The organism is Spirosoma areae (assembly GCF_054781775.1).
In genome coordinates, this window is the sequence record NZ_BAAGTT010000036.1 from 187,106 (window position 1) to 201,262 (window position 14,157).

Here is a 14,157-nt window from a genome sequence, read left to right on the forward strand (position 1 = left end):
TTTTGTTAAGTTTTTGAACCCAATCGTTCCAGTTTGATCGTGTCGGGGCTATTGACAATCAGCGGCACCTGCTCGACTTCAACGTTCTGATGGTCTAACCCATACGCGGCTATGTCGGCCAGGCTAAACTTTTTCAGGAAGAAATACGCATTCAAAACAAATTCATCGAAACTCGACAGTTCGTTTTCATACGATAGAAAGCGGTTGATAACGATGAATTTGAAATCTCCCGCCACCTTCTGCTCCCGCAACGACTTGTAGCGGCTTTCGATAGTGACCTCCTTATTGGCCACCATCTCTTCCACGACTTTTCTGAAGAGTAAATTCAGCCGGGGCTGCACCCGGAAGCCAAGCCTGAACGTCACCCAAACAACGTCTTCGGGCTGGAGTATATCGACCGAATACGCCATTGTGTACGGTTCATCGACCAATTCCACATGAACGAACCAGTAGAGGTCGGCCCGCTTGGGCTGCCGCTCGATAATCGACGTGATGATGTGTTCTTCTATCTTCGATGTCCGGTCAGAAGCCGTCAGAAAAACTAAGTTCGTCGCGTATTTTGCCACATCCATATCGTTGCTGAGCGCTTGTAGAACAGGAAGGTAATCAGGCAGTTGTAAATACGTTGTCAGCCGTCGTTTGATCTGACTTCCCGCATACCAGATCGCCATAATACTCATGATGGTGAGGCCAAGCGCCATGCTTATCCAGCCTCCGTTGGCAAACTTGCGTAGATTAGCCACTAAAAACGCCCCTTCGATGGACAGGTACACGACAAGAAGAAACAGGACGGCAACCACCGGCACCCGGCGGCTGTAGAGATAATACGCCAGCAGTACTGTCGTCATGAGCATGGTGAGGTTAACCGACAATCCGAAAGCAGCTTCCATATTTTTCGACTCGCGGAAGTACAGCACCACAATGAAACAACCGGCCATCAGCAGCCAGTTAGCTGCCGGAATGTATACTTGCCCGCGTATTTCCGACGGAAAAATAATCCGCAGTTTCGGCAGCAGGGTTAGCCGGAATGCTTCGCCGACGAGGGTAAACGTGCCGCTGATGAGCGCCTGACTGGCAATGATGGTGGCCATCGTAGCAAGACCAATGGCGGGTAACAGCAGATTTGGTGGGACCAAGCCAAAAAACGGACTCTGTTCCAGTCGTTCGCCAAGATGGTCCAGCAACCAGGCAGACTGCCCTAAGTAATTCAGAACTAAGCAAATTTTAACGTAGGCCCAGGCAATCTGAATATTACGCCGGCCACAGTGACCCATGTCGGAGTAGAGCGCTTCGGCACCCGTCGAGCACAGAAACACCCCACCCAGCAGCCAGAACCCTTCGGGATACTCGGTTAGCATCCGGTAGCCGTAGTACGGATTCAGCGCGCGAAACACGCCCGGATTTTGCGCCACTGCATACCCACCCAATAGGCCGATAACGGTAAACCAGACAACCATGATTGGCCCAAACGCTTTACCAATTACCTTCGTACCCGCCTGTTGCACGGCAAAAAGCAGAAACAGAATAGCCAGCACAATCGGAATAACGGGCAGATCAGGATAACGTGGCAATAAGCCCTCGATGGCCGAACTCACCGAAATTGGTGGGGTGATGATACTGTCGGCGATTAAAAAACTGCCGCCCGCGATGGCCGGGATAAGCAGCCAGCGGGCATACCGGCGGATGAGCGTATAGAGCGAGAAAATACCCCCTTCGCCATTGTTATCGGCCCGCAGGGTGAGCAGAACGTATTTGATGGTGGTTTGAAAGGTGAGCGTCCAGAACACGCAGGAGGCTCCCCCCAGGGCGAGTATCTCGTTGATGGGTCGTTCTTCAATAATGGCCCGGTACGTATAAAGCGGACTGGTGCCGATATCGCCAAACACAATACCAATGGCAATGAGTAATCCGGCGGAACTTAGCTGGTCAATGGAATTTTTATGAGCAGACACAGGTAATGACTGAATTTTGACCTGAATTACTTACTTTTCTCTCTCTTTTCCTTAACTCTTCCATGAAACGATTGCTTTTGCCGCTCAGCATTCTGTTTACGCTGGCCTTTGGCTGGTCTCAATTTCGCCAAAACCCAACCGATACCAACCCCAACGACTACACCAACTGGGGCGAATACCTCGGCGGCCCCGACCGTAGTCATTTTTCGGCCCTCACCCAGATTACCCCCCAAAACGTTACGAACCTACAAATCGCCTGGACGTATGCTGCGCCCGACAGCGGTCAGATTCAGGCCAACCCGATTATCATAGAGGGCGTGCTGTATGGTGTGACGCCCACCGTACAGGTTTTTGCCCTCGATGCGGCTACGGGCAAAGAGCTTTGGAAATTTGGCAACCCCACTGATTCCCGGCTCAGCACCAGCCGGGGCGTTACGTACTGGAGCCCATCCCCCAGTACGGATCGGGAAGCGCGTATTCTTTGCACTGTCGGGTCGCTGCTGTATGCGCTGGATGCTAAAACGGGAAAACCGATTCTTAGTTTTGGGCAAGCGGGGCACATTGATCTGCACGAGGGCTTAGGCGAGCAGGCGAAAGACAAATTTGTTATCTCCAACACGCCCGGCACCATCTTTGAAGACCTCATTATCATGCCCGTTCGCCTGTCGGAAGGGGCCGATGCCGCGCCGGGTCATGTGCGTGCGTTCAATGTCCGCACGGGCAAACTCGTCTGGACCTTCCATACCATTCCGCAACCCGGCGAATACGGCTACGATACGTGGCCAACGGCTACCTATAAAAATACGGACGTTGGCGGGGCCAATAACTGGTCGGGTATGGCCGTTGACCGTCCACGGGGCATCCTCTACGTACCAACCGGTTCGGCGGCTTTTGATTTTTACGGCGGTAACCGAAACGGGCAGAACCTGTTTGCCAATTGCCTGCTGGCCCTCGATGCCCGCACCGGAAAACGGCTCTGGCATTTTCAGGCCGTTCACCACGACATCTGGGATCGCGACTTTCCGGCTCCGCCCAACCTGCTGACCGTAACGAACAACGGCCCCGACGGTCGGCCCCGACGGATAGACGCGGTGGCGCAGGTAACCAAGTCGGGGCATGTGTTTGTGTTCGACCGGGTATCGGGCAAACCCCTCTTTCCTATTGTTGAAACACCCGTGCCCAAATCTGACGTGCCCGGCGAAGTGAGCTGGCCAACGCAGCCTTTTCCTACCCGACCGGCTCCGTTTGCCCGGCAGAATTTCGAAGAAGCCGATTTAAACCCGCATTCAACTGAACGCGATACCCTGCTGGCCCAGTTTCGGCGCAGTCGCCGGGGTACGTTTCAGCCGCTGAGCCGGCAGGGTACGTTCATTTTCCCCGGTCTCGATGGCGGGGCGGAGTGGGGTGGTGCCGCCACGGACCCTGACGGAATCATGTATGTCAACTCCAGCGAAGCCGCCTGGCTCATCGCCCTGAACGATGTCCCGAAGCAGGATGCACTGGCACACCTCACCCTCGGCAACCGGCTCTACACCGTCAACTGTTCCAACTGCCATGGCCCCGAACGTAAAGGCAGTGCCGCCAGTGGCTTTCCCTCGTTGGTAAACATTGGCAAACGGCGCGACCGGGATTATGTAAACAAGATCATCAGTCAGGGCAAAGGCATGATGCCGGGCTTCACCCAGTTGTCGGCTTCCGAGAAAGTGGCTTTAGTAGGCTTCCTGTTTGATGATGAAAAGATTGAGGCCGTTGCACCCGCCAGACCGGTTGCCAGTGGCGTCCGAAAACCGGCTGTGCCGTACAAGATTTCAGGTTACACGAAGTTCACCGACAGCAAGGGCATGTCGGGCATTGCGCCACCCTGGGGAACGCTCAACGCCATCGACCTCAATACGGGTGAATACCTCTGGAAAATACCGCTCGGCGAAGAACCCGAGTTAGTGAAAAAAGGAATTCGCAACACGGGTACCGAAAACTACGGTGGCCCGGTGGTAACGGCCAGCGGCCTGCTGTTTATTGCTGCCACGAAAGATGAGAAATTCCGGGCTTTCGACCGGAAAACCGGCAAACTGCTTTGGGAAACAGCCTTGCCAGCCGCTGGTTTCGCTACCCCGGCAACCTATCAGATTGGGGAAAAACAATATGTGGTAATTGCCTGTGGCGGGGCCAAACTGGGCGCAAAAAAAGGAAACCAGTATGTAGCTTTCGCACTGCCGTAGAGCCGACCAGCCAATACTGATTTTAAACGAATGAATGACCCATCGTGTTATGGGTGACTACTCGCTGTTTCCTCAATGATCGTCCGCTTAGCCTTCCTGATTGTTTTACTCCCGACTGCCGGATGGAGTCAGCAAAATCGCGTTATCGACCGAAACGCCATTGGGTGGTTTACGTACAACGGCGACCATAAACTGACCGAACGATGGGAGTTGCACACTGAATACCAGTGGCGCCGGGTTGAACTGATTCGCTGCTGGCAACAGTCATTGGCGCGGGTTGGCCTGACGTATAAACTGAGTGACCGGGTGAAACTGGGTGGTGGCTATACGTTTTTCACGACATTTCCCTATGGCGATTATCCCGTTGCCGATGCAGGCGTACCAACCATAGAAAACCGCTTGCATGTAGATAGTCAACTTAGCGACCAGTTTGGAATCCTGGCCTTAACGCAGCGCATCCGGCTTGAGCAGCGGTGGCTCGGCCAGGGTACCGATGCCAACCCGCGCCAAATTGAAGGCTGGGAATACCAGAACCGGATACGGTACCAGTTAGCAGGCAAAATACCGCTCAACGGCCCGTCGGTTGACGACGGCGAATGGTACGTCAACTTTTTCGATGAAGTATTTATTGGCTTTGGCCGAAACGTTGGCAACAATGTCTTTAACCAAAACAGGCTGTCGGGCGGGGTGGGCTACCAGATTCGGCGCGACCTTAAACTGGAACTCAACTACCTCAATCAAATCCTGCAACACGCTGATGCTGACCCGATAACGGGCAAACCCGTTTTTGAGTTGAACAACGGGTTTCGGTTCAACGTGAACTATGACCTTGATTTTAGCGGTCGGTAAACGATGGCCCGGCTAACCCGTTACTTTCCGCCTTCCATCAGCGCTTTTTGCATTTGCTCGGCCACAAACTGATTGCCAGCCTCGTTGAGGTGAACGCGGTCGGTGGTGAGAATGCCCCGGTCTTTGTTGTCAGGATTATTTTTGAGGTCGTACTCCTGAAATGCCTTACGCAGGTCAACCAGCGGCAGTTCCTGCCGTTTAGCGAGGTCACGAATAAACTGACTGTACTGATTCAGGTCGCCATCCTGCTGGTTGGTCATGTCGGTTTTCTCGCCGATGGCCGCCGGGGTGCAGAGTACAACGCGCATATTGGCCGCTTTGAGTTTCTTCACGACAGCTTCGTAGAACTTCACGAACTTGTCGGGGTCGGTACCTGTGCCCGACGTAGCTTTGTGCCAGACATCATTCACGCCCACCCAAATGACCACCACATCGGGCTGTTTGGCCAGCACATCATCGTCCATCCGCAGAAACAGGTCGTAGATTTTGTTCCCGCCGATACCCGCCCCTATGAATTCAAACTGGTCGGCGGGCATTAGTTTTTTCAGCCGGTCGATGTAGCCACCGGGATTAACCCCGGCCTGGGTAATGGAATCGCCAAAAAAGACAACGCGAGTGGGTTTGGCCGCACTCATGGCGAGCAAACCAGCGATAAACAGGCAAGACAGAAGTCGGGAGAGTAGCGTCATACCGACTAAAGCAGGAAGAGGTTGGGCGTTACTTATTGACGCCCCAATTGGCTTGCAGAGGTGTTACCTATACGTTAGGGCAACACCTTGTCAACTATTGCCCAAATTTAGCGGCTTCGGTAAACCCTTTCCAGCTATCGGTACGGAAAGGCACCGCCGGAAAACCCGCCCGGTTGTAGAGATTCACGTCGCCGTTATCGTCGGCCCAGCCGTAACGCACCGCTACCGGGGCCGCTACCGAATCCGACGCCACAACAACGGCATTCCCCTGCATCTCGGCCTTTGCATAATAGAATTTCTGGTCGGCTCCCGCTACTTCAAATCCTTTCACGTAGCCATACCGATCGTTCACCAGCAGCCCGTCGCCCACGTTGCGAAACGTTAGCGTAACCCGCTTTCCCTCGACCGTTAGTTTATCGAACATGGGGCCACGCGACACATCGCCACTACCCTCCGGCTTCGGATACGCCACCCGCAGGGCTTCGGCAGCTAAGCGTTTGCCCACATCCTGTTTGTTTTTTGGGTGAATATCCGTGGGTTCGCCAATATCCGACGTTACGGCCATACCGGTATTGGGCAGTTGAAGGGTCATGGTTTGGGCTTCGCGCAATTCGGCCCAGGGGCTCCCCCGCCGACTGTTGCCGTTGGACGCATTATAGTTGGCCAACTGCACAAACAGAAACGGGAACTCCTGCCCCCAGTGTTGCCGCCAGTCCTGAATCATCAGCGGAAAGGCTTTCCGGTATTGGTAGGCTCGTCCGGCGTTCGACTCGCCCTGATACCAGATGGCGCCTTCGATGGCATACGGAATCAAAGGATTCAGCATGGCATTGAACAGTTGGGTAGCGTAGGTGTTGGGGCCGGGTTTATACGACGACTCATTTACCGACGCCACCCGATACTGCCACTCACCCACTAACGGAATAGTAAGACTTCCGCCCGACAGCCGATAGTGCTCCGGCTCGCCCATCAGTCCGCCCGCGCCCCCATTGTCCTGCACCCGCACGACAATTGTGTTTCGACCCGGTTTTACCAATCCATCTGGCAGCGCGTAAGCTCTGGGTTTAAGGCCAATTGTGCTGCCTACCAACTGCCCATTCACGTAGGTTGAATCGTCGTCGTCGATTGATCCGAAATGGAGGGTCATTTTTTTAGGATCACTGCCTTCAGGAATCATCACCTCGCGCCGAAACCAGACCACCCCATCCAGCGTCGGCAGCCCTTTCCACTCCCAGTCGCCCAGCCCGTTCATGGTTTTCCACTGGCTGGTATTGAATGCCGGGTCTGGCCAGGAACGTGTTTCTGCCGCCGTTGGCAAGCCCCCCTGTTGCGCCTGAATCAGTGCGCGCGTGCGTTCGGCGCCGTTTTTAATCACATCTTCATACGTGGCGGGTATTGTGCTCACCGCTGTTTTTAGTTCATCGTTCTGGTTCAGGGCTTCCCGGCTGGTCCAGGTTTCGGAGTGCGTTCCACCCCATGAGGTGTTTATCAGCCCAATGGGTACGTTCAGTTCGTGCTGGAGTTGCCGGGCGAAAAAATACCCGACCGCCGTGAAGCCCGGCGCCGTTGTAGGGCTGCACACACTCCAGTCGCCTTCCATATCATCTTTGGGCGTGAGACTCATGGCTTTCTGAACCAGCAACTGCCGGATGGTGGGGTAATTGGCAGCCGCAATTTCGGCCGTAGCGTTGTTGGCTGACCGGAGTTGCCATTCCATATTCGACTGACCGGAGCAAATCCACACCTCACCCGCCAGCACGTCCTCAAACGTGATCGTGTTTTTCTTCCCCTGCACAACCATCTGGTACGGCCCGCCCGCTTCCATCGGGTCGAGGGTAACCCGCCACTTCCCGTCTTTGCCTGCTTTACTGGTTTTGACCTGGTTATTCAGCGTGACGGTTACTTTTTCATTCGCATCGGCCCACCCCCAAACGGGCACGGGTTTCCGGCGCTGAATAACCATATGCGACCCAAACACCTTCGGCAGGCGCACATCGGCAAAGACCGCCTGCACACCCAGAACGAACAGGCAGAGAAAACCCCATTTCAAACTTTTCATTCGTATTCCCGATTTAGTTAGAACGTTCAGGCAACGTAAACCGAACGAGTTCTTATAAAAGGCAAAATAGAGCTTTTATCCTCAGTTTATTCCAGAATTTTCATGGCAGATGCAGAACGGATATTGCTAACAGGAGCCAGCGGTAATGTTGGGGCCGAAACGCTGCGTGCCCTGATGATGCTCCCCATTCATGAACAGGTTGAGGTAATTGCCGGACTGCGCGACCCAAACGGTGCACTCCATAAGTTGCCGGTGCAGCCGACGGGCATTGTCGCCTTCGATTTTACCGATGCAACGACCTTCGATGCGGCCCTAAGCGGGGTTAGCCGGGTGTTGCTGGTTCGCCCGCCCCAAATAGCCGATGTGGATAAATTCATTAAACCCTTCGTCGACGCCATGAAACGGGCCGGTGTGCGTCAGGTCGTTTTTTTGTCGTTACAAGGCGTAGAAGACAGCCGAAACATCGGACCGTCCCTAACACCCCATCATAAAATCGAAAAACTCCTTGTTGAATCTGGGTTGCCGTTTACGTTCCTGCGACCCAGTTTCTTCATGCAGAATCTGAGCACAACCCACCAGGATGAAATTCGGTTTCGCAGCGAGATTTTCATCCCGGCGGGTCAGGGCCGCACCAGCTTTGTTGATGTTCGCGACATTGCCGCCGTGGCTACTCTGGCACTGACAAGCCAAACAAATGCCTATGTAAACCGGGGCTTTGAACTGACCGGCTCCGACGCCCTGACGTATACTGAAATCGCGGAAATACTGACGGAGGTACTGGGCCGTAAAATCACCTACCGAAATCCATCCATTGGGCGGTTCATCTGGCAGAAGTGGCAGAAAGAGCGTTTGCCGCTGGGTTTTACGATGATTATGGTAGCCCTCTACACGGTGTCGAAGCTGGGCAAAGCGGATAAAATTACCCGCGAAACCGAGCGACTGCTCAACCGCCCTCCGCTTACGTTCCGGCAGTTTGCTATGGACTATCGGGGAATCTGGATACCGTAGATAAACGACAATTTGCTGACTCAGTTGTCATGAGCAATTCGGAAGCCAACCCAGGAAAGGTCCTGAACGGCCGGGTCGACCGTTGACCGGGTTGTTGTTGATACGGTATAATACAATCCCTTCCAGGAGCCGCCCCGCGATGACCGGCATCCACCTGACCCGCAACCCCACTTATCAGCCCGATCAGGTCCTTTTGGGTTAATTGCAGGGCTAATCTTGTAATAGGCCTTGTTATACCAATCGCTGCAAAACTCCTCAACATTGCCACTCATGTCGTACAGGCCCAGCTCATTTGGCTTGAAGCTACCAACCGGCATCGTCTTTTCCCGATTTATGCCCCCGATGACAAAGCCGGGCTGAATGCTGGAAAATGTCTCGAAATTCACTTCACTGGCCCGTAAAGTATCTTCCCCGTTGCCAAATCGTACCGGTTTCCCCCGTTCGCGGGCGGCAAACTCCCACTCGGCTTCGGTGGGTAAGCGATACTTCATACCAGTATTTTTATTTAGTTTTTGCAGAAACGCCTGAGCGTCATTCCAGGAAACTTTTTCAATCGGGCAATCATCGCAGCCTTTAAAATGAGCCGGGTGAGTTCCCATCACCGATGCCCACTGCTGCTGCGTCACCTCATATTTCCCCAGCCAGAAACTACTGATTTGTACGGTATGTACCGGTAACTCATCTTCCAGGGCTGAAATTTCGGCGTCGGCCGTACCCATCGAAAAACTACCTCCGGCCACATACGCCATGTCGGCAAACGGTAAGTCCAGAAATTTCCGGGTAGCCGGTGCAGGCAAGGTCGATAGGGGCTTAGCCGGTGTGGTTCGGGTTACTTTTGTCGTGACTCCTGCCGAGGGAGCCTGCACCGATTCGGGTTTAGTGGCAGTTGCGATTACGCTAAAGTAGAAGTCATCTTCCAGTGAGGAGTTCTTGAATGGCACCTGCGCCCCGTTGCTTTGCTGCCGCACGTACTGATTTACCCGGTTAAACACCTGATCAATGGTCAGGTTGGGCTGCTTTATCGTCCGTAAAATAGCTTCGGTATAAAGGCCGTTCGCCCGGTTGCCATCAGCGGCTGTGCTGCCGGGCGAAGCCGCAAAGCCCACAAATGTGCCGGTGGGCGCGGTCATGTTGGCCAATCCGCCATCGGTCAGGCTACGGCTCCACGAGCGGCCAAACGGATTATTACGGCAGGCATCCAGCAGCACAATGTTGGTTGTCACACGGGCTTCTTCCATCCAGCCCATCACCAGGTCTACAGGGTGTGCCTGAAATTTCACCTGTGCCTGATTTTGCGGATTGACATCGGTCGGGAAGAGATAGTTTACGCCCCCTACTTCGGCTCCATGCCCGGCATAGTAAAACAGGGCCACGCTGTAGTTTGGTAACGTTTTACCCCAGGCATTAATGGCCCGCTCCATACTCTCCCGGTTGAGGTTGGCATACGGCACGACCGTAAACCCCAGGTCGCGCAGGGCAGCCGTCATGGCCTTCACATCATTGAGCGGGTTTCGCAGAGATCCGGCATTCTGGTAATCGGCATTACCAATGAGCAGGGCCGTTCGTTTACCATTGGCGGTTGAGTGGGTAACAGCCAGTTTCACCCCCCGGTTGGGTTGGGCAGTTGCCAGGTTTATACAGAGCAGAAACCAACCCAGCAGAGGAAGACGCTTCATAGGGCGGGATGGAAGAGCCAATCGTTACCTGACGGTCAACTACATGAGTTAATCTATGGCGGTGCGTGGCACCCCTTACCGAACGCGCTGTTTGCCCTGCACATCCAGTACATTGGGCAACTTACGCCGGATATCAAATGAGTACCGAAGAGTTAGTCCATAGCTCATGCCATTGCCCGTTCCCTGCAACTGTGCCTGTTGCGAGGGGGTGTGCGTAGGCGTGTATGACAGGTCGGTGGTGATTGAACTACCGAGTCCCCAGAATTTACGGACCGAAACCCCCAGTTCGAACGCGCTACCCAGCCGAACGTTGTATTCGGCGCCAACTTCGGCTAAAGTGGTCAGTTGGTTATTGATATGCGTCCGGCTGGTCAGTTGAAAATTTTCGGCGGCTTCCCAATAGCTTCGGCGGGTGCCGGAAAGCGAAAACGTGCCTTCCTGCTGACCATTATTCGGCACAACCCACGCACCCCCGCTGAGCCAGAACCCCGACCGCAGCCAGGGTTTACTGGTCGACAACACGAGTCGTTTGCCACGAAGCATGAATGAATTTCGATTGTTGGCGTAACGAAACTGCAATGGCGAACGCGTGTTACCAATCGACACCTGCGTATGAATGGGCATCCGGGCATAGCCTGCTTCTACAGCCCACCGCTCCCGATAGGCCCAGCCGATAACAGCGCCCCAGCCCGCTTTGCCAACCAAATCGCTTTCGATGAGGCCGTCGAAGGAATTATCGAGATGGGCACGGTCGGTTCTGATGAACCCATCGAGGGCGACATACCAGCGATTCTGAATTGCCGGACCGCCATACCGCGTCAGCAGTCGATTATAGTGTTGCCCTTTTTCGGGGAGCCGGTAATAGTCTGTAACACCCTGACCCCAGGCGGGTAGTACGACTAAGCCGAGCAGTACATACAGCAGGTAGCGTTTCATCATCAGGCATTCGTTAGGTGTTTACGCAAATAACGTGATAAACGTTTGTTTGTTAACTACTTACGGCAAATTAATTCATAAACGGTCAATAAAACCAGCAATCGGTACACACGCTAAATGAGATTTCGTTATAAGTCTACTCAGATCGTGGTTTACGATAGCAAAAAGGCAAGTGGTGCTGGCTTATTCATACCAAAACCCAGCCTATTATGGAGACTGGGTTTTGGCATCGGGTCACGACGGAAGGCGCGAAAATTGTTACCGACTGGCTTAGCCGCCGTGCTTCATCACCGGCACCGAAACGGTCATGTTATCCCAGGCAATCGTCAGGCTGCTGTTGGCGGGGGTAATGACGAGTTTTTCGATGGGCGTTTTATTCATCGAAACCGGCACTTTCACCTGAGCCACATCGGTGGATTTGGTTTTCTCATAATCATAAGCTCCCCACTGCCCCAAAGTACCATTCAGAATCACACTCCATTCTTTTTCGTTCGGAATTGTGAACAGCGTGTACGTACCGGCTTTTACCATTTTACCGCCAAACATCACGTCGTTTTTGAAGGTAATCTCGGTAGCATTGTTAGCGCCCGTGCGCCAGACTTTACCGTATTTTTCCAGACTGGTTGATCCGTCGGCTCCGAAGATGACCCGGCCTTTTTTGGAGGGCTGACCATACACGACCTGAATGGATTTGTCGGGGCTTACGGCGGTTATTTTCGGGCTTGCTACCGGCTTGTTATCCTGCGCCTGAACCAATGACACCATTGCGAACAGAAAAGCGGCTACTGCAACTATGTTTTTCATTTTTTAAAAAGTTGGTTTGATTGATTACCGTATTACTAACGATGCAAAGTAAACGATAGTTTTTTGAGCACTTTATAAACTTTAGGATAAAAGGTAGTATTTTTAGCCTGATAACCGTATGTAAGCATACTATTTCCCCAACCGAATCGCCCGTATGGCAACAACTTATTTCAGCAAACGCAACCTGCATTTTCTCCTGCACGAAGTCTTTAAAGCCGAGGAACTGACTAACTACGAATACTTTAGCGCCCACGACCGCGAAACGTTCAACCTCGTGCTCGACTCGGCCACCTACATTGCCGATACGATCATGCACCCCTACCTGAAGGAGGTCGATAAAAACCAGCCCGAACTCAAAAACGGGCAGGTGACGGTGCATCCGAAGGTCAAAGAGTACTTAAAAGCTATGGGAGATGCGGGTCTGATTGGGGCGGGCTTTTCGTTTGAGCATGGCGGTCAGCAACTGCCCGAAATGATTAATGCCTGCGTGGGCTTTATTCTGATGGCCGCCAATAACGGGATGATGTACACCGGCCTCACATCTGGATCGGCTCACCTCATCACGTCCTTTGGCACGCCCGAACTGAGCGAAACCTACGTGCCTAATATGCTGGCCGGAACCTGGCAGGGAACCATGGCCCTGACGGAACCCCAGGCGGGTTCGTCGCTCTCCGACGTGACGACCTCCGCCACGCCCCTACCCGACGGCAGCTACAAAATCAAGGGCCAAAAGGTGTTTATTTCGGCGGGCGACCATGATGCCGCCGAAAATATCATTCACCTCATGCTGGCCCGCATTGATGGCGCCCCAAAAGGCACAAAAGGCATTTCGCTGTTTGTGGTGCCCAAATACCGAACAGATGAAGCGGGAAATTTTGTCGATAACGACGTAACCTCAACGGGCGTTTACCATAAAATGGGGCAGAAAGGCGTCCCGGCCATGCACCTCACCATGGGGTCGAACGACAACACCGTTGGCTATATCGTTGGCGAACCGCACCAGGGACTCCCCTACATGTTCCAGATGATGAACGAAGCCCGCATTGGGGTCGGCATGACGGCAGCGGCCATTGCTACGGCCGCTTATTATGCAGCCCTGCAATACGCTAAAGAACGGCCGCAAAGTCGGCGTCTGAACGAGAAAAACCAGTTAGATGCTCCGCAAACGGCCATTATCAACCACCCCGATGTGCGCCGGATGCTGCTGTTTCAAAAATCCGTAACGGAAGGTTCGCTGTCGTTGCTGATTGAAGCGGCCCGTCTTTTCGACATTAGTCAGGTAGCCGAAGGCGAAACGAAAGAGAATGCCTTTCTGCTGCTCGATTTGCTGATGCCAGTGGCCAAATCGTACCCGTCTGAAATGGGTGTGCAGTCGGTGAGCCAAAGTGTGCAAACGTTTGGGGGGTATGGGTTTACGGAAGATTTTCCGGTGGAGCAGCTCTACCGCGACATTCGCATCACGCCCATTTATGAAGGCACAACGGGCATTCAGGCGCAGGACTTGCTGGGCCGCAAAATGACCATCAAAGGCGGGAAGGCTCCGCAGTTGCTCTTCGCCGAAATGGGCAAAACCATCGCCGAAGCGGGCACCTTCGCTGATCTGAAACCCTATGCCGACCAGCTAACCGCCGAGATTAAGCGCACGCAGGAGGTTTTGCAGAGCCTGATGCCCCACGCCCAGCAGGGCAACATCGAACGCTACCTATCCGACGCGACGCTTTTTCTGGAGTTGTTCGGCATTGTGGTGGTGGCCTGGCAGTGGCTGAAGCAGGCCATTGTGGCCCGGCAAACGCTGCTGACCCAAAACCCACAGGGCGATGATCTGGCGTTTTATGAAGGCAAGGTTCACACGATGAAATTCTTTTTCCACTACGAAGTTCCGAAAACGCTGGGGCTGGCCGTGCGGCTCAAAGACACCGAAGTGCTGACGATTGTGTCGGAGAAGGAACTGGCGTTGTAAGGGAA

10 protein-coding genes are annotated in these 14,157 nt (G+C 53.7%); 4 read left to right on the forward strand and 6 right to left on the reverse strand.

The window, feature by feature from the left end; all coding sequences use genetic code 11:
* Nucleotides 1–5: 5 nt before the first annotated feature.
* On the reverse strand, nucleotides 6–1,952 hold the full coding sequence (locus ACYVI1_RS21755; protein WP_460912918.1) for a KUP/HAK/KT family potassium transporter: 1,947 nt from the start codon (nucleotides 1,950–1,952) through the stop codon (nucleotides 6–8).
* Nucleotides 1,953–2,014: 62 nt separating this feature from the next.
* Between ACYVI1_RS21755 and ACYVI1_RS21760 the strand changes: the two genes are divergently transcribed.
* Nucleotides 2,015–4,171, forward strand: coding sequence for an outer membrane protein assembly factor BamB family protein (locus ACYVI1_RS21760; RefSeq protein ID WP_460912919.1), 2,157 nt, complete (start codon nucleotides 2,015–2,017; stop codon nucleotides 4,169–4,171).
* A gap of 75 nt (nucleotides 4,172–4,246) precedes the next feature.
* Nucleotides 4,247–5,020, forward strand: coding sequence for a DUF2490 domain-containing protein (locus tag ACYVI1_RS21765; protein ID WP_460912920.1), 774 nt, complete (start codon nucleotides 4,247–4,249; stop codon nucleotides 5,018–5,020).
* Nucleotides 5,021–5,040: 20 nt separating this feature from the next.
* On the opposite strand, the gene ACYVI1_RS21770 is transcribed toward ACYVI1_RS21765, so the two are convergent.
* Both ACYVI1_RS21770 and ACYVI1_RS21775 read right to left on the reverse strand, forming a co-directional pair.
* Complete coding sequence (locus ACYVI1_RS21770) at nucleotides 5,041–5,709, reverse strand: SGNH/GDSL hydrolase family protein (protein WP_460912921.1); 669 nt, start codon at nucleotides 5,707–5,709, stop codon at nucleotides 5,041–5,043.
* A 94-nt stretch (nucleotides 5,710–5,803) separates the two neighbouring features.
* Nucleotides 5,804–7,768, reverse strand: a complete 1,965-nt coding sequence (locus ACYVI1_RS21775; RefSeq protein WP_460912922.1) for a sialate O-acetylesterase — start codon at nucleotides 7,766–7,768, stop codon at nucleotides 5,804–5,806.
* Nucleotides 7,769–7,870: 102 nt separating this feature from the next.
* On the opposite strand from ACYVI1_RS21775, the gene ACYVI1_RS21780 reads away from it, so the two are divergent.
* Nucleotides 7,871–8,776: an SDR family oxidoreductase gene (locus ACYVI1_RS21780; protein WP_460912923.1), complete on the forward strand. Its 906-nt coding sequence runs from the start codon at nucleotides 7,871–7,873 to the stop codon at nucleotides 8,774–8,776.
* Nucleotides 8,777–8,796: 20 nt separating this feature from the next.
* On the opposite strand, the gene ACYVI1_RS21785 is transcribed toward ACYVI1_RS21780, so the two are convergent.
* From ACYVI1_RS21785 to ACYVI1_RS21795, 3 genes are all read right to left on the reverse strand, one after another.
* Nucleotides 8,797–10,452 (reverse strand): SUMF1/EgtB/PvdO family nonheme iron enzyme, encoded by a 1,656-nt coding sequence (locus ACYVI1_RS21785; RefSeq protein ID WP_460912924.1) that lies wholly within the window; start codon nucleotides 10,450–10,452, stop codon nucleotides 8,797–8,799.
* A gap of 75 nt (nucleotides 10,453–10,527) precedes the next feature.
* Nucleotides 10,528–11,391 (reverse strand): hypothetical protein, encoded by an 864-nt coding sequence (locus ACYVI1_RS21790; protein ID WP_460912926.1) that lies wholly within the window; start codon nucleotides 11,389–11,391, stop codon nucleotides 10,528–10,530.
* Between the two features lie 267 nt (nucleotides 11,392–11,658).
* The gene (locus tag ACYVI1_RS21795; protein ID WP_460912927.1) at nucleotides 11,659–12,192 is read right to left on the reverse strand and encodes a DUF2911 domain-containing protein; all 534 of its coding nucleotides are present in this window, start codon (nucleotides 12,190–12,192) and stop codon (nucleotides 11,659–11,661) included.
* Nucleotides 12,193–12,346: 154 nt separating this feature from the next.
* Here ACYVI1_RS21795 and ACYVI1_RS21800 point away from each other — a divergent pair, with 154 nt between their 5' ends.
* Entirely contained in the window at nucleotides 12,347–14,152 is a 1,806-nt protein-coding gene (locus ACYVI1_RS21800) for an acyl-CoA dehydrogenase (protein WP_460912928.1), read from the forward strand.
* Nucleotides 14,153–14,157 lie beyond the last annotated feature (5 nt).